The 25,383-nt window shown below is 59.8% G+C and carries 21 protein-coding genes; 14 read left to right on the top strand and 7 right to left on the bottom strand.

Features of this window, described 5'->3' with window-relative positions; translation table 11 throughout:
- Positions 1-248: 248 nt before the first annotated feature.
- The 10 genes from rplJ to B5F98_RS04185 all read left to right on the top strand — a co-directional run bounded on the left by rplJ (position 249) and on the right by B5F98_RS04185 (position 13,218).
- The gene (rplJ, locus tag B5F98_RS04140) at positions 249-782 is read left to right on the top strand and encodes a 50S ribosomal protein L10 (RefSeq protein WP_087232491.1); all 534 of its coding nucleotides are present in this window, start codon (positions 249-251) and stop codon (positions 780-782) included.
- A 70-nt stretch (positions 783-852) separates the two neighbouring features.
- Positions 853-1,224: a 50S ribosomal protein L7/L12 gene (rplL, locus tag B5F98_RS04145; protein WP_087232494.1), complete on the top strand. Its 372-nt coding sequence runs from the start codon at positions 853-855 to the stop codon at positions 1,222-1,224.
- A 198-nt stretch (positions 1,225-1,422) separates the two neighbouring features.
- Entirely contained in the window at positions 1,423-2,601 is a 1,179-nt protein-coding gene (locus tag B5F98_RS04150) for a MalY/PatB family protein (RefSeq protein WP_087369774.1), read from the top strand.
- Positions 2,602-2,645: 44 nt separating this feature from the next.
- Complete coding sequence (gene trkA, locus B5F98_RS04155; RefSeq protein ID WP_087369776.1) at positions 2,646-4,031, top strand: Trk system potassium transporter TrkA; 1,386 nt, start codon at positions 2,646-2,648, stop codon at positions 4,029-4,031.
- The gene (locus tag B5F98_RS04160) at positions 4,028-5,467 is read left to right on the top strand and encodes a TrkH family potassium uptake protein (protein WP_087369778.1); all 1,440 of its coding nucleotides are present in this window, start codon (positions 4,028-4,030) and stop codon (positions 5,465-5,467) included. The genes trkA and B5F98_RS04160 overlap by 4 nt, the downstream gene beginning before the upstream one ends.
- 125 nt (positions 5,468-5,592) lie before the next feature.
- Positions 5,593-7,719: a sodium-translocating pyrophosphatase gene (locus B5F98_RS04165; protein WP_087369780.1), complete on the top strand. Its 2,127-nt coding sequence runs from the start codon at positions 5,593-5,595 to the stop codon at positions 7,717-7,719.
- Between the two features lie 353 nt (positions 7,720-8,072).
- A complete protein-coding gene (locus tag B5F98_RS04170; RefSeq protein ID WP_087369782.1) occupies positions 8,073-8,564 on the top strand; it encodes a sigma-70 family RNA polymerase sigma factor in 492 nt (163 codons plus the stop codon).
- The gene (locus B5F98_RS04175) at positions 8,548-9,840 is read left to right on the top strand and encodes a zf-HC2 domain-containing protein (RefSeq protein WP_087369784.1); all 1,293 of its coding nucleotides are present in this window, start codon (positions 8,548-8,550) and stop codon (positions 9,838-9,840) included. The genes B5F98_RS04170 and B5F98_RS04175 overlap by 17 nt, the downstream gene beginning before the upstream one ends.
- 154 nt (positions 9,841-9,994) lie before the next feature.
- Positions 9,995-12,190, top strand: a complete 2,196-nt coding sequence (locus B5F98_RS04180; RefSeq protein WP_242961597.1) for a hydratase — start codon at positions 9,995-9,997, stop codon at positions 12,188-12,190.
- A gap of 239 nt (positions 12,191-12,429) precedes the next feature.
- Entirely contained in the window at positions 12,430-13,218 is a 789-nt protein-coding gene (locus B5F98_RS04185; protein WP_087369788.1) for a class I SAM-dependent methyltransferase, read from the top strand.
- A gap of 19 nt (positions 13,219-13,237) precedes the next feature.
- On the opposite strand, the gene B5F98_RS04190 is transcribed toward B5F98_RS04185, so the two are convergent.
- Entirely contained in the window at positions 13,238-14,089 is an 852-nt protein-coding gene (locus B5F98_RS04190) for a DMT family transporter (RefSeq protein WP_087369791.1), read from the bottom strand.
- A 162-nt stretch (positions 14,090-14,251) separates the two neighbouring features.
- Between B5F98_RS04190 and B5F98_RS04195 the strand changes: the two genes are divergently transcribed.
- Positions 14,252-14,806, top strand: coding sequence for a TetR/AcrR family transcriptional regulator (locus tag B5F98_RS04195; RefSeq protein ID WP_087369792.1), 555 nt, complete (start codon positions 14,252-14,254; stop codon positions 14,804-14,806).
- 14 nt (positions 14,807-14,820) lie between these two features.
- On the opposite strand, the gene B5F98_RS04200 is transcribed toward B5F98_RS04195, so the two are convergent.
- The gene (locus B5F98_RS04200) at positions 14,821-15,378 is read right to left on the bottom strand and encodes a biotin transporter BioY (protein ID WP_087369794.1); all 558 of its coding nucleotides are present in this window, start codon (positions 15,376-15,378) and stop codon (positions 14,821-14,823) included.
- A gap of 137 nt (positions 15,379-15,515) precedes the next feature.
- Here B5F98_RS04200 and B5F98_RS04205 point away from each other — a divergent pair, with 137 nt between their 5' ends.
- Positions 15,516-16,091 (top strand): sugar-transfer associated ATP-grasp domain-containing protein, encoded by a 576-nt coding sequence (locus tag B5F98_RS04205; protein WP_158099774.1) that lies wholly within the window; start codon positions 15,516-15,518, stop codon positions 16,089-16,091.
- A 291-nt stretch (positions 16,092-16,382) separates the two neighbouring features.
- Here the strand turns inward: B5F98_RS04205 and B5F98_RS04210 are convergent, their stop codons facing one another.
- From B5F98_RS04210 to B5F98_RS04220, 3 genes are read right to left on the bottom strand one after another with little or no spacing between them, the layout of a single operon-like run.
- Positions 16,383-16,880, bottom strand: a complete 498-nt coding sequence (locus tag B5F98_RS04210; RefSeq protein ID WP_242961594.1) for an N-acetyltransferase — start codon at positions 16,878-16,880, stop codon at positions 16,383-16,385.
- 2 nt (positions 16,881-16,882) lie between these two features.
- On the bottom strand, positions 16,883-20,098 hold the full coding sequence (locus B5F98_RS04215) for an ABC transporter permease (protein WP_087232520.1): 3,216 nt from the start codon (positions 20,096-20,098) through the stop codon (positions 16,883-16,885).
- The gene (locus tag B5F98_RS04220; RefSeq protein WP_204210512.1) at positions 20,092-20,793 is read right to left on the bottom strand and encodes an ABC transporter ATP-binding protein; all 702 of its coding nucleotides are present in this window, start codon (positions 20,791-20,793) and stop codon (positions 20,092-20,094) included. The genes B5F98_RS04215 and B5F98_RS04220 overlap by 7 nt, the downstream gene beginning before the upstream one ends.
- Before the next feature lie 327 nt (positions 20,794-21,120).
- Here B5F98_RS04220 and B5F98_RS04225 point away from each other — a divergent pair, with 327 nt between their 5' ends.
- Both B5F98_RS04225 and B5F98_RS04230 read left to right on the top strand, forming a co-directional pair.
- Positions 21,121-21,687 (top strand): manganese efflux pump MntP family protein, encoded by a 567-nt coding sequence (locus B5F98_RS04225; protein WP_087369911.1) that lies wholly within the window; start codon positions 21,121-21,123, stop codon positions 21,685-21,687.
- A gap of 67 nt (positions 21,688-21,754) precedes the next feature.
- The gene (locus B5F98_RS04230; RefSeq protein ID WP_087232523.1) at positions 21,755-22,792 is read left to right on the top strand and encodes an aldose epimerase family protein; all 1,038 of its coding nucleotides are present in this window, start codon (positions 21,755-21,757) and stop codon (positions 22,790-22,792) included.
- Between the two features lie 731 nt (positions 22,793-23,523).
- Here B5F98_RS04230 and pgsA read toward each other — a convergent pair.
- Together pgsA and rimO are read right to left on the bottom strand one after the other, a co-directional pair.
- Entirely contained in the window at positions 23,524-24,045 is a 522-nt protein-coding gene (gene pgsA / locus B5F98_RS04235) for a CDP-diacylglycerol--glycerol-3-phosphate 3-phosphatidyltransferase (RefSeq protein WP_087232527.1), read from the bottom strand.
- A gap of 5 nt (positions 24,046-24,050) precedes the next feature.
- Positions 24,051-25,376 carry a 30S ribosomal protein S12 methylthiotransferase RimO gene (gene rimO, locus B5F98_RS04240; protein ID WP_087369798.1) on the bottom strand — a complete coding sequence of 442 codons (1,326 nt, stop codon included), beginning with the start codon at positions 25,374-25,376 and terminating at the stop codon, positions 24,051-24,053.
- Positions 25,377-25,383 lie beyond the last annotated feature (7 nt).

Here is a 25,383-nt window from a genome sequence, read left to right on the forward strand (position 1 = left end):
GGTATGGGCACGGGCCGGGAATTTCCCCAAAATTATATCCAATTCGGGCGATTTTTGCTTGACAAATCCCTCCCGGGTTGATATAATATACTTCGTGTTCGGAGACAGTAGGTGGCGCAAGCCGTAAGCCCTACCGAGAATGCAGCTCATAACGATATGTTTGCGCTGTTTTCGTCTTGACACGAAAGCGGCGTTTTTGCTTATTTGGCAAAGACCGCTGCACTAAATTTTCCGGAGGTGAATTCCAAATGCCTAACGCAAAGGTTCTCAGTGAAAAGCAAGCCATCGTGGCCTCTCTGACCGAGACCCTGCAGAGCGCTTCTTCCGGTGTGCTGGTGGACTACAAGGGTATCACCGTGGCCGAGGACACTGCTCTGCGTGCTGAACTGAGAGAGAATGGTGTGGAATATTCCGTCGTGAAGAACACCCTGCTGCGCCGCGCTGCCGACAACGTCGGTCTCGGTGAGCTGGATGAAGTGCTCAACGGTACTACTTCCATCGCCATCTCTAAGGACGACCCCATCGCTCCCATGCGTATTGTCAACAAGTACGCCAAGCAGATGGGCGATCGTTTCAACATCAAGGCCGGCTTCATGGACGGCAAGGTGATCCCCCTGGAGGACATCGCCGCTCTGGCCGAGCTGCCCTCTAAGGATGGCCTGGTGGCTCAGCTGCTCGGCATGATGCTGGCTCCCATTACCAGCCTGGCTATCGTCCTGAAGGCCATCGCCGAGAAGGACGGCGAGCCCGCTGCTGCTGCTGAGGAGACTGCCGCTGAATAATTCAGCATCGGGTCAACCCTGACCCGCCCACATTCTACTTTATATTATTTATTTAAGGAGGTATTTCATCATGGCTAGCGAGAAGATTACTGCTATGATCGAAGAGGTTAAGTCCCTGACCGTTCTGGAGCTCAACGAGCTCGTCAAGGCCCTGGAGGAGGAGTTCGGCGTTTCCGCCGCCGCCATGGCCGCTCCCGCCGCTGGCGCTGCTGCTGCTCCCGCTGAGGAGAAGACCGAGTTCGACGTGGTGCTGACTGAGGTTGGCTCCGAGAAGATCAAGGTCATCAAGGTTGTCCGCGAGATCACCGGCCTGGGCCTGGCTGACGCCAAGGGTCTGGTTGAGTCCGCTCCCAAGGCTCTGAAGGAGGGCATCTCCAAGGAGGACGCCGAGGCTCTGAAGGCCAAGCTGGAAGAGGTTGGCGCCAAGGTGGAGCTGAAGTAAGTTACTTCCCCACAGTCTTTTTCAGAAGGGCTTGTCGCAGTTCACACTGCGGCAAGTCCTTCTGTGTTTTTTTACTTCCCTGTCACATTCTTCCTGTCTTGTGATTCTGCCAACATTTTGCAGGTCAGACCTTGCGACAGTTGTGCAGTTGTGATATGATTTTAGAAAATACCGCTATCATTGTGAGGAGTGTCTCCCGTGAATCAATTCTTCGACCTGCCCATTCCCCCCCGCGTCGGCGTGGAGGTGGAGAAGTGGGACCTGATGGGCCCCAATCCCCAGCCCGGTGTGGTGCCTCTGTCCGTGGCGGACATGGAATTCCGCTCTCCCCCTGCCATTGTCCAGGCCCTGGAGGAAATGGCCCGCTCTGGGCTGTGGGGCTATGCGGGCTGGAGCGACCGCTACTATAACGCCATCCGCTCCTGGGTGTCCCGCCGCTACGGCTGGGAGATCCAGCGGGACTGGATTATCCGCACCACCGGTGTGGTCCACGGCATCAACGCCGCCGTCCGGGCCTTCACCCAGCCCGGGGACGGCATCGTCATCCAGACTCCCGTCTATCCCCCCTTCTACCGGGCGGTGCGGGAGAACGGGCGCACCCTTCTGGAAAATCCCCTGAAGCTGGTGGACGGCCACTATGAGATGGACTTTGACGACCTGGAGGACAAGCTGTCCCGGCCCACCACCACCGCCATGATTCTCTGCTCCCCCCACAATCCCGTGGGGCGGGTGTGGACCCGAGCCGAGCTGCAGCGGGTGGGCGACCTGTGTCTGGCCCACGGGGTGTTCCTAATCAGCGACGAAATCCACTGTGACCTATGCCAGCCGGAGCACCCCCACACGGTGTATGCCTCTCTGGGGGAGGAGTACGCCAAGCACTGTGTCATCGGCATGGCCGCCAGCAAGACCTTCTCCCTGGCCGGACTGGCCTGCGGCAATATGATCGTGCCCGATGGGGACAACAAGGCCAAACTGGAAGCCGAGGTGGCCCGCTCTGGGGCCTACTCCAACTCCTCCTTTGGCACCTTGGCCCTGGAGGTAGGATATGAGCAGTGTGAGCCCTGGGTGGAGCAGCTGGTGGACTATCTCAAGGAGAATGACCGCTACCTCCGGGACTTCATGGCCCAGCATTTCCCCAAGGTCTGGATTGCCCCCCTGGAGGGCACCTATCTGTCCTGGATAGACTTCTCCAGCTTCGGGCTGGACGACAAGGCCCTGGCCGACTTCATGGAGCAGGAGGCCCAGCTGTACCTCAGCCACGGCATCAACTACGGCGGGTCCGGATTTATGCGCCTGAACTTGGCCTGTTCCCGGGACGTACTGGCCGCCGCCCTGGAGCGACTGCTGGCGGCTGCCCAGCGGCGCGGCCTGGTGTAAACCATCCCCAACCCATCTAGAAGAGAGAAACGAGAGGATTCATTTTGAATATTATCATAGCCGGAGCCGGAAAGGTGGGCGCCACCGTCGCCCACCACCTGGCCGCGGAGCACCACAACATCACCGTGGTGGACATCTCCGAAGATACCTTGACCCGCATCTCCAACCAGTTGGACGTGATGTGCATCAAGGGCAGTTGTGCCTCCCGCACCGTGCTGGAGGACGCAGGGGCTGAGGATGCGGACGTTGTCGTCGCCGCCACCAGCTCGGACGAAATCAACCTGCTGTGCGGTCACACCGCCAAGCGCCTGGGCGTGCCCTACACCGTGGCCCGGGTGCGCAACCGGGACTACCTGGCCGATCTGGACAACCTGCGCCGGGACCTGGGCATCACCAAGCTCATCAACCCTGAGTCCGCCGCCGCCATGGACATCTCCCGGATGATTCGCCTGCCCAATGCCGCTGACGTGGACACCTTTGCCAAGGGCAAGGCGGAGATCATCTCCTTCCACGTCCAGCCCGGGGACCATATGGCCGATCAGCCCCTGTCCCACCTGGCCACCAAAATCAAGAATCTGCCCATCCTCTTCTGTGCCGTGGAGCGCGGTGCAGAGGTGATGATTCCCAACGGCTCCTTCGTCCCTCAGGTGGGGGACAAGGTCTATGTGGCGGGCACCCCCAGCGGGGTGAGCCAGTTCTTCAAGGTGCTGGGCCGTCACAGCCACCGGGTCCGCTCCGCTTTCATCATCGGCGGCGGACGGGTCACCTACTACCTGCTCCAGCAGCTGGAGAAGCTGGGCATCCAGTGCAAGGTGGTGGAGAAAAACGAGGCCCGGTGCAGACAGCTGGCCGAGTGGTTCCCCAACGCCCTCATTCTCCACGGAGACGGCACCGACCCGGAGCTGCTCACGGAGGAGTGTATGCCCGCCAGTGACGTGTTCATCGCCCTCACCGACCGGGACGAGGACAACCTGATTATCTCCCTCTACGCCCACCAGTGCGGCGTACACAAGATCATTGCCAAGTCCAACCGGCAGAACTACTCCCTTATCGCCCGCTCCGCCGGGGTGGAGTCGGTGGTGTCTCCCAAACTCACCACCGCCTACCAGATTCTCCGCATGGTGCGTGGCATTCAAAACTCCAAGGGCAGCCGTATGACCGCCCTGCACCACATCGCCAACGGACAGGCAGAGGCCATGGAGTTTGTGGTCTGCTCTTCCACCCGCAACCTGGGCACCCCCCTGAAGGATTTGAAGCTGAAAAACGGTGTCCTCATTGCCGGCATTGTCCGGGGCGACCAGGTCATCATCCCCGAGGGCAACAGCTACCTCCAGGTGGATGACATTGTCATCGTCATTGCCAAGGACAGCGGCATTGTAGACCTCAACGACATCTATGCCGACTCCTTCGGCCTGCGAGGCGCCCTATGAATTTTAAAACCGTATTTCGCGTGGCAGGGTTCACCCTGCTGGTGGAGGCGGCGGCCATGCTGCTGCCCATGGGCGTGGCCCTGTACTACGGGGAGGACCCCTCTCCCTTCCTGAAAACCATCGGTATCATGGTGGTGCTGGGGATGTTGTCCGTGTTCGCCCTGCGGGGGCAGCGGAAGTTCTTTGCCCGGGAGGGATTCTTCTCTGTGGGTCTCATCTGGGTGCTGTCCGGCGTGTTCGGCGCCCTGCCCTTCTGGTTCTCCGGCCAGTTTGGCTCCTATGTGGACTGCTTCTTTGAGACCATCTCGGGCTTTACCACCACCGGCTCCTCCATTCTCACTGCGGTGGAGGGCCTGCCCCTGGGCCTGGTGTTCTGGCGCTCCTTCACCCACTGGCTGGGCGGCATGGGCGTGCTCATTCTCACCACCGCCCTGCTCCCCTTCCTGGGCATCAACTCCACCCACCTCATCCGGGCGGAGAGCCCCGGCCCAGTGAAGAGCAAGCTGGTGCCCCGGGCCTCCCAGTCCTCCAAAATTCTCTACGCCATCTACCTGGCGCTGACTGTCATCCAGGTGTTCTGCCTGCGGATCGCGGGAATGCCCTGGTATGACTCCTTCATCCACGCCTTTGGCACCGCCGGTACCGGTGGCTTCTCCAACCGCAATCTGTCGGTGGGCGCCTACGGCAACCCCACCTTTGAGATCATCATCACCATTTTCATGATCCTGTTCTCTCTGAACTTTGCTTTGTACTTCCTGGTCCTCACGGGCAAGATCAAACAGGCACTGAAAAGCGATGAGCTGCGGTTCTTCCTGGCGGTCACTGCCATTGCCACCGCCATCATTTCCATAAACATAGCGGCCAGCATGCCCACATATGCTGATGCTGTACGCACCGCCGCCTTCCAGGTGGCCTCGGTGACCTCCACCACCGGCTTTGCCACGGCGGACTTCAACCGATGGCCGGAACTGTCCCGGATGCTGCTGGTGATTTTGATGTTCATTGGCGCCTGCGCCGGGTCCACCGGCGGTGGTATGAAATGCTCCCGCATTCTGGTCATTCTGCGCACCATCAAGGCCCAGGTACGCTCCATCATCCACCCCCGGGCGGTGTCCGTGGTGAAACTGGACGGAGCGCCTCTGTCCGACTCCACCGTGCGCACCATCTACACCTACTTCGCCACCTATATTTTCATCACCTTTCTCTCCGCTCTGGTGGTGGGATTGGACAACTTCTCCTTCGGCACCACCCTCACCGCCGTCATCACCTGCATCAGCAACGTGGGACCTGGTTTGGAGGCCGTGGGACCCATGGGCAACTTTGCCGCCTTCTCCCCCCTGAGCAAAATTATTCTCAGCTTTGATATGATTATCGGGCGTCTGGAGATCTTCCCCATTCTGGTGCTCTTCAGCCGCAGCGCCTGGAAGCGCTCGTAAGTTCCCTTTCACAATCGAATACAAGTCCCCTCAGCTCTTTGCTCTTGAAGTCCCTGCCACCCCTGGGAGGGGTGTTATGAGTGTTCACCCATTGGCAAAATTCAGAAAAAGGAGTTGTAGTTCTCATGACGGAAAACCTGTTTTGGCTGGGCATTTTAGGTGCCATTCTGGCTCTGCTCTTTGCCTTTGCGCAAAGCCGCAAGGTGCTGGCCTACTCAGAAGGCAGCGACACCATGCAGAAAATTGCGTCAGCCATTCGCAAGGGCGCAAATGCCTATCTGCGACATCAGTACGCCACCGTGTTCAAGGTCTTCGCAGTGGTCTTTGTCATCCTGCTGGTGTTATGCAAGTTTGGGCTTCTGGACAACTGGTTTATCCCCTTTGCCTTCCTCACCGGCGGCATCTACTCCGCCATTTCCGGGTTTGTGGGCATGAGAATCGCCACCTCCTCCAACGCCCGCACGGCGCAGGCGGCCTCGGAGAGTCTGAACAAGGGACTGAACGTGGCCTTCTCCTCCGGTGCCGTCATGGGCTTCACCGTGGTGGGTCTGGGCCTGTTTGACATCTCGGTGTGGTTCCACATCCTCAGGTACATCGCCCACTATGACGCCGCTCGCATCGCCCAGACCATGGTGATGTTCGGCATGGGCGCCTCCTTCATGGCCCTCTTCGCCCGTGTGGGCGGCGGCATCTTCACCAAGGCCGCCGACGTGGGTGCGGACCTAGTGGGCAAGGTGGAGGCGGGCATCCCCGAGGATGACCCCCGCAACCCCGCCACCATCGCCGACAACGTGGGCGACAACGTGGGTGACGTGGCCGGTATGGGCGCCGACCTGTACGAGTCCTACGTGGGCTCCATCCTGGCCACCTTTGCTCTGGGCGTCACCGCCTATTCGTCTCAGGGCAAATCCTGGGAGGCCATGCTGCTGCCCATCGCCCTGGCCGTGGTAGGCATTCTGTGCTCCATCATCGGCTCCTTCCTCATCCGCACCAAAGAGGGCGCCACCCAGCGGGAGCTGCTGGCCACCCTGCGCCGGGGCACCTACACCGCCGCCGTGCTGGCCGCCGTCATCGCCGCCCCCCTCACCTACTTCCTGTTGGGCAGCTGGGGCGTGTACGTGGCCATCCTCTGTGGTCTGGTAGGCGGCTGTGCCATCGGCTATTTCACCGAATATTACACCTCGGATACCTACAAGCCCACCCGTGAGTTGGCTGAGGCCACCGAGACCGGGGCCGGCACCACCATCATCGGCGGTCTGTCCCTGGGTATGCTCTCCACCATCGCCCCCATCCTCATTGTGGGTGTAGCGGTCATCGTCTCCTTCGTGGCCGCTGGCGGCACTCTGACCACCAGCGCCGACAACTACACCGAACTGTTCTCCAAGGGCCTCTACGGCATCGGCATCGCCGCTGTGGGTATGCTCTCCACCCTGGGCATCACCCTGGCCACCGACGCCTACGGCCCCGTGGCGGACAACGCCGGCGGTATCGCCGAGATGTCCGGCCTGGGCGAGGAAGTGCGCAACCGCACCGACGCCCTGGACTCCCTGGGCAATACCACCGCCGCCACCGGCAAGGGCTTTGCCATTGGCTCCGCCGCCCTCACCGCTCTGGCTCTGCTGGTGTCCTATGTGGACATTGTGTCCGTGAAGCTGGAGGCCAAGGGCCTGGCCATTGACCTGTCCCTCACCAACCCCGCCGTACTGGTGGGCCTGTTTGTGGGCGCCATGCTCACCTTCGTCTTTGCCGCTCTCACCATGAGCGCCGTGCAGCGGGCAGCCCAATCCATCGTCATGGAAGTGCGCCGCCAGTTCCGGGAAATCCGGGGCATCATGGAAGGCACCGCTGACCCCGACTACGCCGCATGCGTGGGTCTGTGCACCAAGGGCGCTCTGAAAGAGATGGTGGCTCCCTCCCTGCTGGCCATCGTAATCCCCATCCTCACCGGCCTGATTCTGGGCCCTGAGGGCGTGGTGGGTCTGCTGGGCGGCGTGTCCGTCACCGGCTTTGCCATGGCCGTGTTCATGTCCAACGCCGGCGGCGCCTGGGACAACGCCAAGAAGTACATCGAGGCCGGACACCACGGCGGCAAGGGCTCCGACTGCCACAAGGCCGCTGTCATCGGCGACACCGTGGGCGACCCCTTCAAGGACACCTCCGGCCCCTCTCTGAACATTTTGATCAAGCTGGTGTCCACCGTGTCCATCGTGTTCTCTGGCCTCATCGTGGCCGTCCAGGCGTTTATGAGCTAACGCTTCTCAAAAATGCCAGCATTTTTGAGAGGATTGCAGCCCGCTGCATGCATCCTTGGGTCAAAGGGCAACCCAAGGCCACACTAGCGGGCTGAGAAGTGTTTTTCCCGATGCGCATGTCCCCGGGAAAAACGGATTTCAATTTATTTTCCCGCCCTTGGCGGGAAAACTCTGCCGAGGGCTTTCCTTCCGGGAAATTTTCACATATCTTTAGGCTCTTATCATTGTCTCAGCCTCCCTGAACTTCGGTTCGGGGAGGTCTTTTTCTCCCTTGGCATTCGTGGTACAATTTTTTTAAATTCTTTGCAACGTTTTCCAAGCTTCCCAGTCTTATGGGTGAAGGGGGTGATGGTGTGGCAGATTTTGAGCGGATATACACCGACCATTTTCCCAGCGTGTATAAATACATCTTTTCCCTGTGTCGGAACCCGGCGATTGCCGAAGAAGTGACCCAAGAGGCCTTCTACAAGGCCATGATGCACATGGACCAATTTGACGGCACCTGTCAGCTGTATGTCTGGCTGTGTCAAATCGCGAAAAACACCTATTTCACCTACCACCAAAAGCAAAAACGCCATGTGCCGGAGACGGAATCCAACTTATCCCACCAGCCTGCCCCAGATTTTGAACGGGATTTGATGGATCAGGAGACTGCCCGCAAGCTCCATGTACTGCTGCACCAGCTCCCGGAGCCCTACAAGGAGGTCTTTTCCCTGCGGGTCTTTGGCGAGCTGCCCTTTGCCCAAATCGGGGAACTGTTTGGCAAGACGGACAGCTGGGCCAGAGTCATCTTCTACCGGGCCAAAACCAAGCTGAGGAGGGATTTCGATGAAAACACCGTGTAACGTCATCCGGGACCTGCTCCCCCTGTACCAGGACAGCGTGTGCAGCCCAGAGAGCCGTCAGCTGGTGGCCGAGCACCTGGAGGAATGTGAGACCTGCCGGGCAGAGTGGGAGCGTATGAGTGCCCCCATTCCCACCGCTCACCCTCAAGTGGAGGAGCGCACCGTGGCCCAGGCGGCCTCCTCTGCCTGGAAGCGGGGGCGGCGGCGGGCCTTTTCCAAGGGCTTTGTCATTGCCGCTGTGCTGGTGGCGGTGATCAGCAGCCTCATCGGCCTGTGGTTTTTGTTCCACACCCCTCCCCGAGAGTTGACCGGAAGAATCGTGGAGACCCATGTAAACAACACCACCGGAGAGGTGTCCTATGTGGTGTATACTTCCCGAGGAGAGCAGTTTGGGCTGATCATGGAGGAGTACACCAAAGTTATATCCTTCTTTGATGCCTATACCGACCAGGACTTCCTGGATGGAGCCATCTACGACGGTCTGCGCATTTACGCCGAACTGGGCAACTCCAAAGAGTCCATCAGCAACCGGGATGGGAAGAAACTCCCCACTTATTCCGCCCAACTGGTGGAAATCAACGCCTATCAAAAGCCTGACCCCATTCTCTTGCAGGATGGCACCCAGGTGGAGGTGTGGCAGAAAAACGGAGGCGTGTTGTACGCTCTTCCCAAAGGCCCAGAGCTGCTGGACGTGCATACCCCCTATCCTCCCGACATCGCTTTGGACGGTGTCCAGGGTCTGGAGGAACTATCCCAGGAGGCTCAGGACAATATTGTAGCGTACTACGAAACACAGGGTCTTCTGTATGACGAACTGGAAGAGCTGGAAGCCGTCTACCAGTCCTATCTCGAGGCAGGCTCCCCTGCATCCTTCTCCACCTGTCTCATTCTCCAAGATACCTGCCTCTCTGCATCCAGTCCCAGGGTAATCTATTTCACCACATCCCTCCAAGCACCTTCCAAGTATCTGGAGGTGGGCACGGCGTTCTACCGAGACACTGGAGAACGGGTGGACATGGAAGACCTGTTCACCTGCACCTCGGAGGAGTTGGAGCAGGCCCTTTTGGATGAGGCCGAAATCACCGACCCCACCCTGCGTCAGGAGATGGAGGAGGCCTTTGACCTGGATCGACTGATCCTATACCCCGACCTTCTGAAAGTAGGGTTTGAAGCAGGCTCCCTTCCCAGCCAGGACGCCACCTATTTCCTCTCCTTCGATTATGACGACACCATTCTGGAGCGCATGCACGCCTGGGCCGTCCCCTATGCCCAATAACCTCCCCAAAATCCCCGAACTTCGGTTCGGGGATTTTTTTGCAATTTCCACCCCTCAGCCCTTGCAAAGCGTGGGATTGTTTGCTACACTAAAGCAAATGCGTCATATTACTCCCAAGGAGGTAACCCATATGATTACCATTCACAACCAGGGCATGCGCTGGCAGAAGGGCCAGCTGGTCCCGGCAGAAAAGACCCAGGCTGGCGTGGAGTCCACCATGGCCTACTCCATTCTGAAAGCCCATAACACCTCTGGCTCCATGGAGCGGCTCTCCATCCGCTTTGACGCCATGGCCTCCCACGACATCACCTATGTGGGCATCATCCAGACCGCCCGGGCCTCCGGCCTGAAGGAGTTCCCCCTGCCCTACGTGCTCACCAACTGCCACAACTCTCTGTGCGCCGTGGGCGGCACCATCAACGAGGATGACCACAACTTCGGCCTGTCTGCTGCCAAGAAGTACGGCGGCGAGTTTGTCCCCGCCCACCAGGCCGTCATCCACTCCTACATGCGGGAGCGGTACGCCGCCCCCGGCAAGATGATTCTGGGTTCGGACTCCCACACCCGGTACGGCGCTTACGGCTGTATGGCCATCGGCGAGGGCGGCCCCGAGCTGGCCCGTCAGCTGCTGTGCAAGACCTATGACATCGCCTATCCCCAGGTGGTGGGCATCTACCTCACCGGAGCTCCCCGCCCCGGCGTGGGCCCCCAGGACGTGGCCCTGGCTCTGGTCAAGGCCACCTTCCAGTCCGGCGCGGTGAAGAACGCCGTCATGGAGTTCTTCGGCCCCGGCGTGGCCAACCTGTCCATGGACTACCGGTCCGGCATCGACGTGATGACCACCGAGACCACCTGTCTGTCCTCGGTGTGGCAGACCGACACCAACACCCAGACCGCCCTCACCCTCCTGGGCCGTGGCGCGGAATATCACCCCATGCAGCCCAAAGAGGGAGCCTACTATGACCGGGTGGTGTGCGTGGAGCTGGACAAGGTGCAGCCCATGATCGCCCTGCCCTTCCACCCCTCCAACGCCTTCCCCATCGCCGAGTTCCAGGAGAACATGGAGGACATGCTCCACATGGTGGAGCAGAACACCCGGGACCAGCTGGGCATCGAGCCCCCCGCTCCCCTGTCCGCCAAGATCCGCGACGGCAAGTTCCACGTGGACCAGGCCGTCATCGCCGGATGCTCCGGCGGCACCTATCAGAACCTGCGCCGGGCCGCTGAGATTCTGGGCACCACCGCCACCGGGTCCGACCACTTCTGGCTGTCCTGCTACCCCGGCTCCATGCCCGTGATGCAGGAGCTGACCCGCCAGGGTTACATCACCACCCTCATGGCCGCCGGCGCCTCGGTGCGCTCCTGCTTCTGCGGCCCCTGCTTCGGCGCCGGAGACGTGCCTGCCAACGGAGCCTTCTCCATCCGCCACTCCACCCGCAACTTCCCCAACCGGGAGGGCTCCAAGCCCGGCGAGGGCCAGGTGTCCTACGTGGCCCTGATGGACGCCCGCTCCATCGCCGCCACCGCCAAGATGGGCGGCGTGCTCACTGCCGCCGACCAGCTGCCTGACGTGCCCGCCGACCGGGCCGATGAGCAGTGGACCTATGACGGCTCCTCCTACCAGGCCCGGGTCTACTACGGCGTGGGCAAGGCCAACCCCGACGAGGAGTTGGTGTTTGGCCCCAACATCGCCGACTGGCCGGAGCAGATTGCCCTGCCGGAAAACCTGATGCTCACCGTGGCCTGCGCCATCTACGATCCCGTCACCACCACCGACGAGCTCATCCCCTCCGGTGAGACCTCCTCTTACCGCTCCAACCCCCTGCGCCTGTCGGAGTTCGCCCTCAGCCGCAAGGACCCCCAGTATGTGCCCCGGGCCAAGGAGATTCAGAAGGTGGAGCAGCTGCGCCGCTCCAATCCCCAGGACCCCCAGGTGGTGGCCGCTCTGGAGGGCTATGACCCCTCCAACACCGGTCTGGGCTCCCTGGTGATGGCCCTGAAGCCCGGCGACGGCTCTGCCCGGGAGCAGGCCGCCTCCTGCCAGCGGGTGCTGGGCGGCTGCGCCAACATCGCCCAGGAGTACGCCACCAAGCGCTATCGCTCCAACGTGGTCAACTGGGGCATGCTCCCCTTCATCGCCAGCGAGCTGGAGCAGCTGAACCTCCAGCCCGGTGACCGGGTGTACATCCCCGGCATCCGCGCCCTCCTCCAGGGCGACGGCGAAACCGTGGAAGCCCAGGTGCTGCGGGATGGTACCTCTACCCCCGTCACCCTCTCCCTCCCCGGACTGACCCGGGAAGAGCGGGACATCATCCTGGCGGGCTGCCTCATCAACTACTACGCACAGTAACAGAAATACTCCATTCTTCAGGAGGTTAGGCAATGGTAAACCGCATCCACCGCTTTCATCATGCAGTCGTGATGCAGCCCGTAGTCCCTGCTGATCCAGCAGAACAACGGGCTTACATTGCCATACACTTTTTCAGGTGATTTGAGTATATTTCGAATCTGATAAAGCAAAACGCAGTGCAGGCTATGAGCAACTCTTAGCCTGCACTGCGTTTTATACTTTGTATAGGAGGTTTCGATATGGAAACGAAGGACTCTTTAACCAATTATTATGAGTCATACGATGAAGAAGGTCGTCTTCTCTCAAAACATGGAATGGTGGAGTATATCACCACCATGAAATACATTGAAAGGTATCTCCAGCCTAATATGCGGGTCTTGGAGATTGGGGCCGGAACGGGGCGATACAGCCACGCTTTGGCACAAAAAGGCTATCGAGTGGATGCCGTGGAATTAGTGGAGCATAACATCGAACTCTTCCAGCAAAACACCCTGGAAGGCGAACCGGTGACCATCACCCAAGGCAATGCTATGGATTTGTCTGATTTTGAGAGCGATACGTATGATATCACTCTGCTGCTCGGTCCCATGTATCATCTATTCACAAGAGAAGATCAGCTAAAAGCCTTATCAGAAGCCATCCGAGTGACAAAGAAAGGCGGTATCATTTTTACCGCCTATTGTATGGGGGATGCAAGCGTTTTGTCATACGGTTTTGTTCGTGGCGAAATCTACAACATTATTGAGAAATGTGAGGTCAACCCGGAAACATTTGATACTTTCTCAAAGCCGTGGGACATATTTGAGTTGTACCGAAAGGAAGATATTGATCGGCTCCGTTCCCAGTTTCCTGTTACGCAGCTTCACTTTGTTGCCTCCGATGGCTACACCAATCATATGAGGGAAACCGTAGACCAAATGGATGACCGAATGTATGACCTGTACCTAACATATCACCTTGCAACCTGCGAAAGACAAGATATGATTGGTTACTCGCATCACACACTTGATATATTCCGAAAGGAGTAGAGAAATGGTGCACGTTTTGTCATAGGGAGAAGTAGGAGCCCAGCAGCATGACCGCCAGGGCCACCCAAAAGAGGGGGGCAGGTACCACGCCAAAGAGCACCAGGGACAGCGCCGCCCCGATGAAGGGGGCCAGGGCATAAAAGGCGCTGGTGCGGGCCGCTCCCAGCTCCCGCTGGGCGTAGACATAGAAGTAAATGCTCAACCCGTAGGCCACAAACCCCAGAACCAGAGCCAGCAGAATATAGCTTAGCTGGAAAAACCGCTCTCCCATCACCATGGCCACCACCAGCGCCCCCAGCCCCGACCCAAAGCCCTTGATGGTGACGATCTGCACCGGGTTTTTGGCGGACATCATGCGGGTACAGTTGTTCTCCAGACCCCAGCACAGACAGGCCCCCAGCACCAGCAGGGAGCCGGGAGAGAACTCCCATCCGCCCCCGCCTGGCTCCAGGGAGAGCAGCACGCTGGCCAAGGTCACCAACCCAATGCCAAGCCACAGCCGAGGGGTGATGCGCTCGTGGAAGATAAGCCACGCCAACAGGCTGGTGGCCACGATCTCAAAGTTGTTCAGCAGGGACACATGGGCCGCGGAACACTGGCGTAGCCCCACCAGGAGGAGAATGGGGGCCGCTATGTCCAGTACCACCATGGCCACCGTGTAGGGCAGCTCCCGGGCCGTGAGAGGCTGCTCTTTTTCCCCCTTTCCCCATCGCCCCAACAGCCACATGCCCAGTCCTGCTCCCAGGTACAAAAAGCCCGCCAACATAGTGGCGGGAATCTGCCCCATGAGCAGCTTGGACAGGGGCGTACTCAGAGCATACAGCGCCGCAGCCAGCACCGCATAGCCCGTGGCCCTCCGCTTCTTTCCCATGCACAACCTCTCCTCTTGACCTCTGGTCTCGTTTCTCTTACAATAGATACCGTACACTGTGTACGATAACAGTATAGAAGTCCGGTGGGAGAGGTTGCAACAGGCAAACCGCCCCAAATGCCCGTTACGGAACAGTTTCCCATTTTTGTTCAGGAGGCGCCTATGGACCGCAGACAACAAAAGACCCGGGCCGCCATTGTGCAGGCCTTTACCCTGCTGGTGCAGAAAAAGCCCTTTGAGCGCATCACCGTCCAGGAGATCATCGACCAGGCCAACGTAGGCCGCAGCACCTTCTATGCCCACTTTGAGACCAAGGATGAGCTGCTGCGCTCCATGTGCACAGACATCTTCCACCATGTGTTCCACCACGCCCTGCCCCAGGAGCAGGAGGCGGGGTGTGACACCGGGCTGCAAAACCTCCAGGTGAAGCTGGGACACGTGCTCTACCACCTGGGAGAGCACAAATCGGTCTTGAAGGGCATCCTGTCCAGCCAGAGCAGCCCCCTGTTTCTGGGCTATCTGAGTGAGTACCTGTACCAGCTCTTCCAGGGATATACCGATGAATTCGACCCCCGCATTCCCCGGGACTTTCTCCTCCACCACCTCACGGGCTCCTTCTGCGAGGCGGTAAAGTGGTGGGTCAACGGTCCCCAGCCCCAGCCGCCGGAGACGGTGGCCTCCTATTTCATGATGACCTTGGGCCACTTTGCCCCATAAAAAACGGGTTGCACTCAACGTGCAACCCGTTTCTCTTTATAAAAGCCCGCCTGATCCAGTCGGCGGCGCAGCAGGCTGCCCAGACCGATGGCAATGACGATCTTCCCCAGGTCAAAGGGAATGAAGGGGGTCACGCACAGCCCCAGGGCCGCCCCCACGGTGTAGCCCCCCTGCCAGCAGAACCAGGCGGTGCCCAACAGATAACACAGGGCCGTGCCCAACACAAGCCCCAGGGCGTGGAGCCACTTGGAGCGGGTGTGGTCAATGATCCAGCCCCCCACCAGGGCCATGGGCAAATAGCCCAGCAAATAGCCCCCGGTGGGCCCCAGCAGCTTGGCCGCTCCACTGCCAAACCCGGAAAACACCGGGAGACCGGCCAGACCCACCAGCAAATACACCAGGCAGCTCACCGTTCCCCACTTCCACCCCAGCAGATACACCGCCAGAAAGATGGCCAGGTTGGCAAAGGCCACGGGCACTGGGCCAATGGGCACCGAAAAGGGGCTGAGGACACAGATCACCGCCGCCAGTACCCCGCAGCTACACAACTTTTGTATGGTCTCATGCTTCATATGCTCGCCCTCCGATTGTATACTAAATTCGATTGTAAGTATACAATATAACTTTTCCCCTGTCAACCGCTTGCCTTTGCCCCCAATGTGTGATACTTTAGATGGGATTACTCTATGAAAAATGTGAGGGACGAACCGTGGCAAACGTGAAGTATCTATTCCAGCGCGTGATGAATATGAACTACAAGGCCATGTGGGAGAAAATCAGCTCCATCCACAAGAAGACCGGGCGGTCCCGGCTGGCCATTTTCCGGGACATGAAGGACTGTGCCGTGAAGTACGGAGCGGGGTATATGGACTACGACCTGTTTGAGATGTACAATCTCACACCAGAGCAGCGGGACACCTACCTCACCCGAGGCCGCAACAACGCCCTGGTGGTGAAGTACAACGACAAGGCCTACACGGGCCAATTTGACGACAAGGTGCAGTTCAACACTCTCTTTGGCAAGTACCTGCACCGGGACTGGGTGCCAGTGACCGGGGACAACCGGGAACAGGTGATGGCATTTTTGGCCGCCCAGGTCATCCCCCAGGTGGGGTATGTGGGCTGGGACGTGTGCTTTACCCCCAACGGCCCCTGTCTGGTGGAGGGCAACCCCTTCCCCGGCCACGACATCTATCAGCTGCCTGTGCACACCCCGGACAAGATCGGCATCATGCCCCGGTTCCGGGAGATTGAGGCCGAAGAAAAAATGATGAATGAAGAATGATTGTGTGCCGCCTCCTTGCGGCACGGATTCCGATTTGTCAGAGACATGATGAAATAAAAGCCCTCGGCAGAGTTTTCCCGCCCGCAGGCGGGAAAATAAACTAAAATCACGTTTTTTCCGGGGACATGCGCATCGGAAAAAACACTTCTCAGCCCGCCAGTGTGGCCTTGGGTCGCCCTTTGACCCAAGGGTGCATGCAGCGGGCTGCATCCCCTCGAAAAAATGCTTGCATTTTTGAGAATCATGTAAGAAGCCCTCGGTTCCTTGCGGAACCGAGGGCTTCTTACATGATCAAAGATAATAGGCCAATCTAGGGCTGCCATCCTCCAAATAGATGGTGCCGCAGGGGGTGAACCCCATCTTCTCCAGCAGCTGCTGCATGGGGATGTTCTTCTCATGGGTGTCGATGCGCAGCTGGCGGCAGTGGGCCCGGCACCAGGCCAGGCAGTGGGCCGCCGCCCCGGTGCGGGAGGCTCCGGTGGCCAGGCGGTGCACCACGCCATAGTCCCCGTTGTCCGGCCACCCCTCCCCTTCAATGTGGGCGTAGGTGGGCTCTCCCTTGGTGTGGAAGGAGAAGGCTGCGGCCAAGCGGCCATTTTCCATACACACAAAGCTGTACCCCAGGTTGATATCCTGCTGGATCTGCTCCAGGGTGGGCTTATCCTCCCCCCACTGGTCCGGGTTGCCGGACTCCCGCATAAAGGCCCGGGCCTGGGCGTAGAGCTGCTCCAGGGCAGGCAGATCCCGGATATTGCCCCGACGAATCAAAAAATTGGTTCCACTGTTCATGTTCATTCCACCGTTTTCAAACTTTCTACCATATCAATTTTCTTTAACCTAAAGTGTGCCGCCACATTGACAATGAGGGAGAACAGGGCGGTCAAGGCCGCGGCCAGCACATAGGCGTAGGGGGGTGCCGTGCGGCCAAACATCACCAGGTCCACCTCCACCGTCAGCACCATCCAGCTGTGGAGGAACCGGCCCAACACCAGTCCCAGAATCACGCCAAAGATGGTGAGGAACACGTTCTCCCGCAATACATATGCGGTGGTCTCTCCGTCATAGAACCCCAGCACCTTCAAGGTGGCCAGCTCGCTTCTGCGCTCGGTGATGTTGATGTTGGTCAGGTTGTACAGCACCACAAAGGCCAGCGCGGCGGCGGCCACAATGATGATGACCACGGCGTAGTTGATGGCGTCCATGCTGTCCTCAAAGCTGTCCCGGATGGTGGCAATGTAGGAGTAGGAGGCCACCCCATCCATCTTCATCAGGGTCTCCGAGGTCTGGTTGGACACGTCCACCCCCATGCCGTCCTGATAGGCCAGGAGCATCACATTGTTCTGGTAGTCCTCCCCAAACAGCTGGGTATACAGGTCCCGGGTGAGGTATACGTAGTGGTAGACGTAGTTTTCCGTGATGTCCGCCACCACGGCCTCCACCCGCTGGTCTCCCCCCAGGGTGATGGTGTCCCCGACCGACACACCCAGCAGCTCAGAGAGCTTCTCGTCAATGACCACGCCGGAGCCGTCCAGCTCCACCGGGGAGTGGTCCGAACGGTGGCGCAAATCCACAAAGCGCCCGAACTCCTCCACGTCGTCCACCGCAAAGAGGTACACGTCGTAGGAGATGCCTGTGGTGGAAGCGTCCATCATCTGCTGATAGGTGAACATGTAGTCCGCCACAGCCTCTTCCCCGTCCAGATAGTCCTCAATCCCCTGCTTCTGCTCCTCCGTCAGGTCCTCGTCCAGGCCTACGGTGGCGTCATACAGGGATATCTCATCAAACTGCTTATCCAGCACGTCAAAAATGGACTCATGGAGGCCAAAGCCCGTGACAATCAGGGCGGTACAGCCGCCAATGCCGATGACCGTCATCCAAAACCGCTTTTGATAGCGGAACAGGTTGCGCATGGTCACCTTCCAGGTAAAGCTTAGCCTGCGCCAAATGGGCTTGATGTATTCCAAGAAGACCCGCTTGCCCGCCTTGGGGGCCCGAGGCCGCATGAGGTTGGCTGGGGTATCAATCAGCGTGGACAGGCAGGCCCACAGGGCGGCCCCGGTGGTGCACGCCACTGCCGCCAGCACCGCCAACACAAACAGGGGCAGCTGCATCTTATAGTCCAGCCCGGGGATGGCGTACATGATCTGGAAGGCGTTGGCGATGACCGCCGGGATGAGGGTAGCCCCTACCCCTAAGCCAATGAGGCCGCCCACCAGGCTGGCCACAAAGGCGTATCCAATGTACTTTTGGGAGATGGCCAGCCGGGAGAAGCCCAGGGCCTTCAAAGAGCCAATCTGGGTGCGCTGCTCTTCCACCATACGGGTCATGGTGGTCAGGCAGGCCAGCGCGGCCACCACAAAGAAGATGACCGGGAAGATGCTGGACAGATTATCCACCCGCTCGGCGTCTTGGGAGTAGCTGACAAAGCCGGAATTGGTGTCCCGGCCCAGCACATACCACTCACAGGTAGCCATCTCGTCTAAATCCTTCTGGCCCTGGTCGATGTCCGCCTGGGCCTGCTCCAGCTCCGGCTGGGCGTCGGCCTTGGCCTGCTGGTACTCCTCCAGGCCCTTCTGGTACTCCGCCTCGCCGTCGTCCAGCTCTGCCTTGGCTTCGGCCAGCTGGCTGCGGCCACGGGCCTCTTCCTGGTCCAGGGTCTGCTGCCCGGACTGGTACTCTGCCCATCCGGTATCCAACTGCTGGGCGGCATCTTGCAACTGGGCCTGGGCGGCATCCAGCTCCGCCTTGGATTCCTCCAACTGAGTCTTTACCTGGGCCAGCTGCTGATACCCCGCCTGTATCTGGGCGGCAGCTTCGTCCAGCTTTGCCTTCTGGGGAGCCAGCTGCTCCACCATCTGGTCATACATAGGGGTGCCCTCAAAGGGCTTCAGAGCGTCGTAATACTCCTCATAGCCCTTGGCCACCTCTTCCTGCTGGGCGTCCAGTTGGGCCAGGTTCTCCTCATAGGCGGTCTGGCCCTCCTGATACTGAGCCAGACCCTCCTGATAGTCCACTTTGCCCTGCTCATACCGGGTCTGGGACTCCTCCAGCTGGGACCGGGCGGCGTTCAGCTTGGCCTGGCCGTCCTTGATCTCCTGTTCCAGGGTGGCCAAACCACTCTCATAGTCCGCCCAGCCGCTGTCCAGCTCCGCCCGGGCATCGTCCAGCTTCTTCTTGGCATCGTCCAGTTCCTTTTGGGCGTCTGCCAGCTCGCTTCGGGCATCGTCCAGCTCCTTCTGGGCCTCGCTGCGCACCTCTTTGTCCCGCAGGCTGGCCCGCTCCTGGGCCAAGGGGTCCAGGCTGTCCACCAGGGCGCTGAGCTGGTCGGCGTAGGCCTGGCTGTAGCTGTTGAGGGCTTCCATTCCATCGCCAGTGAAATAGGCGGTGGTGTATACGTCCAGGTCGAAATTCTCCCCGGGGATGTAGACAAAGGCATCGATGCTGCCGCTGCCCAGGGTGGTACTGCCTCGGTCTGTACCCACATACAGCGGGCTTTGCACCGTGCCCACAATGGTGTAGCTGGTACGGGTGAGGCTGTCCTGGTCCGCCTCGTCCAACGTGACGGTGAGGGTGTCCCCAATCTCCAGCCCCAGAGCGGTGAGGAGCATCTGCTCGGTGACGCACTCGTCCGCCTGCTGGGGCAGGCGGCCCTCCACCACGTTGAGCAGATTCAAGTTCTCCGGCATGGAGCGCATGGAGACGATGGAGTCCACCGCGGTGGCGTCCACGCTCCACGCCCCTTCCACCTGATCTACGCCGTCGGCCTGGGCTAAGGCCTGCAAGTCCTCCTGGGTGAGCCCCATGGTGGACATAACATAGCCGTCCATGAGGTGGTGGGAGTCGTAGTAGTTGTCCGCCGTATACTCCATATCCGGGGCCGTGGCCCGCAGGCCCACCAAAAAGGCCACGGCCAGAGCGGAGAGGAGGAGAATGGATAGAAAGCGGCTGTAGGTATGGCGGACTTCCCGAATAAAATCGGTGAGCAGCCTGTTTTTCCTCTTTACCATTCAATCGCCTCCACCGGGGTGGGGTGAGGATTGCAGGTCATCTCCTCCACACGCCCGTTTTTGATGTGAATGACCCGGTCTGCCATGGGGGTGAGGGCGGTATTGTGGGTGATGACCACCACTGTCATCCCCTGCAGGCGGCAGGTATCCTGCAAGAGCTTCAAAATGGCCTTGCCCGTGACGTAGTCCAGCGCGCCGGTGGGCTCATCGCACAGCAGCAGCTTGGGGTTTTTGGCCAGGGCACGGGCGATGGCCACCCGCTGCTGCTCGCCGCCGGAGAGCTGGGCGGGGAAGTTGTTGAGGCGATGCCCCAGCCCCACGTGCTCCAGCACGTCCTTGGCGTCCAGGGGCTCTTTGCAGATCTGGGCGGCCAGCTCCACATTCTCCAGGGCGGTGAGGTTCTGCACCAGGTTGTAGAACTGGAAGACAAATCCGATGTCGTTGCGGCGGTACTGGGTGAGTTGACGGGCGTTGAAACCGCTGACCTGGGTGCCATCCACCAGGATCTCTCCGCTGGTACAGGCGTCCATGCCCCCCAGCATATTCAGCACCGTGGTCTTACCTGCGCCGGATGGCCCCACAATGATGGCAAATTCCCCTTTTTCGATGTGGAAATCCACCCCATCCACCGCTTTGATGGTCACCTCTCCCATGACGTATTCCTTGCGTACTTGTTTGAAAGAGATATAACTCATAATTACCACCATCCCGCTATATTGTTATCTTAACTATATAGTACACGTTCTCCCTGCCACCTGCAATCCTTCCTTACCATTGTTTAAAGAAAGTTTATGAATCCCCGAGGTCTCCTGTGTTATCGTTGACTAACTCCTCTTGCCGCTGGTACAATACCCACACGATAAGGGAGTAATTGGCGGCGTGTTTGCGCCGTGGCCTGGTCAACATACTGGCGGCGTGTCCGTCTGGCTGGGTCTGAAACAGTGAGACTTATCCGCTATACAGGGCGGGTAGTCTCTTTTTTTATGCCCGCCCAACACCTGAAACAGAAAGGCGAGAAGAATATGGGAATTTGGGAACTTTTGATTTTAGCTGTTGGCCTGGCCATGGATGCCTTTGCCGTGTCCATCTGCAAGGGCCTGTCCATCCGCAAGCTCAATCTGCGCCACATGGTCATTGTAGGCCTGTGGTTCGGGGCCTTCCAGGCCCTCATGCCCCTGCTGGGGTACTTTTTGGGCTCCGCTTTTACCCAGCTGGTCCAGGCACTGGATCACTGGATTGCCTTTGTGCTGCTGCTCATCATCGGCGGCAACATGATTCGGGAGGCCTTTAGCGGCGACGAGGAGGAAGTCTCCCCCTCCCTGGCCGTCCCCGGTATGTTCCTGCTGGCGGTGGCCACCTCCATTGACGCTCTGGCGGTGGGCATCACCTTCGCCTTCCTGCGGGTGAACATCTGGCTGGCGGTGGCCCTCATCGGGGTGTGCACCTTTGTCATCTCGGCGGCGGGGGTAAAGATCGGCAATGTCTTCGGCGCCCGCTTCAAATCCAAGGCGGAGCTGCTGGGCGGCGTGGTGCTGGTGCTCATCGGCGCCAAAATTTTGCTGGAGCACCTGGGGCTGCTGGCCCTGTAAGGGGTAGTTGACGCAGGGGCCCTTCCAGTGCTACAATCGAAGAAAAGCACATAAGGAGGTTTTTCCCATGTCTGACAATCGCACCCTCTTTGCCACCATGCCCAACGGTGACCTGGTGGAAGAACTCACCCTCCGCTGCGGCGCTCTGCGCTGCTCCATCCTCACCTATGGCGGCGCCATCCGCTCCCTGGTGGTCCCCGACAAGGACGGCAACCCCGTGGACGTGGCCCTGGGCTTCGACACCATCGAGGACTACATGACCCAGACCTGCTACATCGGCGCCCTCATCGGCCGCTTCGGCAACCGTATCAACCAGGGCAAATTTACCCTCAACGGGGTGGACTACACTCTGGCCACCAACAATGGCCCCAACCACCTTCACGGCGGCGACATCGGCTTTGACAAGCAGATCTGGACCGTAGAGGACCAGACCGAGAACCAGGTGGTGCTCTCCCTGGTCAGCCCCGATGGCCAGGAGAACTATCCCGGCACCCTCACCGTCATCGTCACCTACACCCTCACCGAGGATGGGCTGTCCATCTCCTACCACGCCAACACCGACGCGGACACCCTGTGCAACCTCACCAACCACTGCTACTTCAACCTCTCCGGCCACGACAGCGGCCCGGTGGATAACCAGACCATCTGCATCAAGGCCCAGGCCTATACTCCCACCGACGCCGGGTCCATCCCCACCGGGGAGATCGCCAGCGTGGAGGGCACTCCCATGGACCTGCGTACCCCCGTGGCCATGGGGGCCCACTGGGACGACGACTTTGAGCAGCTGACCATGGCCCGAGGCTACGACCACAACTGGGTGCTGGATGGTGAGGCTGGACAGCTGCGCCACGTGGCCACCGCCCACTCCCCCGCCACCGGCATCACCATGGAGGTGCACACCACCACCCCCGGCGTGCAGTTCTACTCCGGCAACTACATGGACGGCTGCCCTGTGGGCAAGGACGGCGCCCCCTACGACAAGCGCTGGGGCTTCTGCCTGGAGACCCAGAACTTCCCCGACGCCCCCAACCACGCCAACTTCCCCTCCGCCGTGCTCAAGCCCGGCCAGGAGTACAAAGAAGAGACCGTGTACAAGTTTGTGTAATTCATAAAATGAGAAATGGCCTGTTGCGGCAACGCAGCAGGTCATTTTCTTATGGGAATGCCTCCCTTGTGTAAAGGGAGGTGGCCCGGCGTAAGCCGGGTCGGAGGGATTGACCTCCTCCAATGCCTCAGGCGCAACCCTCCGCCCCCGCCGGGGACGCTCCGCTGGGGTGACTTTTGTTCGGGCAAAAGTCACCAAAACCCGCTTAGGGCGTTCCCCCCTAAGGACCTCCCTGGGGTACGAGGCTGTCCATGCGTCAAGGCTATGGTTGGCCCGTGACCCTTGCTGTGGCCCCTGATACTGCCACCACACCAGGCCTCCCTGGGCAGCTGGCCCTATGGCTGGGTGATTTCTATGTCCGGGCCTACCCTGGCCAAGCGGCGTTCCCGCCGCCGGGAGCCAGGCTGCCCATCGCTGGGAACAGCGACTCACCAGGGTAAGGCCCTGGCGGTAGAAGCACAAGGTTCCACAGAAGCAGGTACATTCTGTGGAAGTTCCAGGCCATCTATGTGACCCCACTGAGCCAAGGGCCGAACAGAGGAAGGCGCACCCTCCAACCAGTACCGCGGGGTGGATTCCACAAGGCGGGGGAAGGCCCCGCCTTTGGCGGTCTTTGGTGACTTTCTGGCGGCAGAAAGTCACCCCAGCGGAGCGTCCCCACCGCACTGGCAAGTGCACAGAAGAGAAAAAGAACGTGGAAGCAGCCACAACGGCCACTTCCACTTTCGTACTTATTTCATCACGTCTTTGTTTTTCCAGAAGTACTCAATGCCAGAGTACACGGTGGTGATCACGATCACCCACACGCACACCTGCACCAAAATCTCAGGAATGGGCAAGTGCATCAGGCACAGGCACACCATGGTGGAGAAAGTCTTCACCTTGCCAGACCAGGCGGCGGCGATCACTCGGCCATTGTCCACGGCGATGAGCCGCAGGCCGGACACGGCAAACTCCCGGGCTACCACGATAACCAGGGCCCACACGGGGAGCAGACCCACGGAGACAAACCAGATCATGGCGGTGATCACCAGAATCTTGTCTGCCAGGGGGTCCATGAACTTGCCGAAGGTGGTCACCTGGTTGTAGTGCCGGGCCACATAGCCGTCCAGGAAGTCGGTGACGCTGGCGATGACAAACACGGCCAGGGCCAGCAGAGCGCTGTATTTCAGGTTCAGGTACCACACCACCAGGTACACGGGAATCAAAATCACCCGGAGCATGGTCAGTTTATTGGCGGTATTCCATTCCATGTCGCTCACTCCTCAATCTCGCCCGTGAGGTCCCCGTCGGCAGTGCCGGTGATGCGGACCCACACAAATTCTCCTGCTTTCACGTCGCCTGCGGCGGTGAACAGCACCCGACCGTCAATGTCCACCGAGTCGGCGTAGGTACGGCCCACAAAGCAACCTTCCGCAGCGTCAAAGCCCTCGCACAACACTTCCATGCAGGTGCCCAAACGCTCCTGGTTGTACTCGTCCATGATACGGGACTGGAGGTCTACCACCAGCTCCACCCGGCGGGCAGCCACCTCGGGGTCCACCTGGTTTTCCATGGCGGCAGCCAGGGTGCCCTCCTCGGGGGAGAACTGGAACACACCCGCCCGCTGAATCTTCTGCTCTTTCAGGAACTCGCACAGCTCCTCAAACTCCTCCTCGCCCTCGCCGGGCAGGCCGCAGATAAGGGAAGTGCGGATGACCACCTTGGGCATGGCGGCCCGCAGCTTGGCAAAGAGGGTCTCAATCTCTGCCTTGGTGCTGCGGCGGCGCATGGCCTTCAAAATGCCGTCGTTGGCGTGCTGGATGGGAATGTCCAGGTACTTGACGATCTTCCGCTCCTTGGCAATCACCTCGATGAGTTCGTCGGTCACCGCCTCAGGGTAGAGGTAGTGGAGCCGAATCCAGTGGAAGGGCAGCTTGCACAGCTCGCGGAGCAGCGCTGCCAGGGTGGTGGGCTGCTCCAGGTCCTGGCCGTAGCGGGTGATGTCCTGGGCGATGACGATGAGCTCCTGCACCCCGTTGTCCGCCAGCTTCTGGGCCTCCTCCAGGATGTGCTCCATGGAGCGGCTGCGGTAGCGGCCCCGAAGCTTGGGGATGATGCAGAAGGCGCAGCCGTTGCTACACCCCTCCGCAATTTTCAGATATGCGGTATAGGGGGGTGTGGTGACCATCCGCTCCCCGTCCTCATAGGTGCGGTGGATGTCCCCGAAGTGCTGGGCCTGTTCCCCGGCCATGAGCTCCTCAATGGCGGACACCACGTCGGTGTAGCTGCCGGTGCCCAGCAGGCCGTCCACCTCGGGCAGCTCGGTGCGGATGTCCTGGGGATAGCGCTGGGACAGGCACCCGGTGACCAGCAGCTTTTTCAGCTGCCCCTCTTTCTTCAGCTGGGCCAGCTCCAAAATGCAGTCGATGGCCTCGCTCTTGGCCGCCTCAATAAACCCGCAGGTGTTGAGGACCGCCACGTCCGCCCCCCGGGGCTCCCCGGTGACGTTGTAGCCAGCAGCCCGGCACAGGGCCATCATCTGCTCGGTGTTCACCAGGTTTTTAGAGCAGCCCAGAGACTGGAATGCCACGGTATAACTCATTGGTTCC

Origin of the sequence: Pseudoflavonifractor sp. An44 (genome assembly GCF_002161675.1) — a bacterium.
Taxonomy (GTDB): Bacteria; Bacillota; Clostridia; order Oscillospirales; family Oscillospiraceae; genus Enterenecus; species Enterenecus faecium.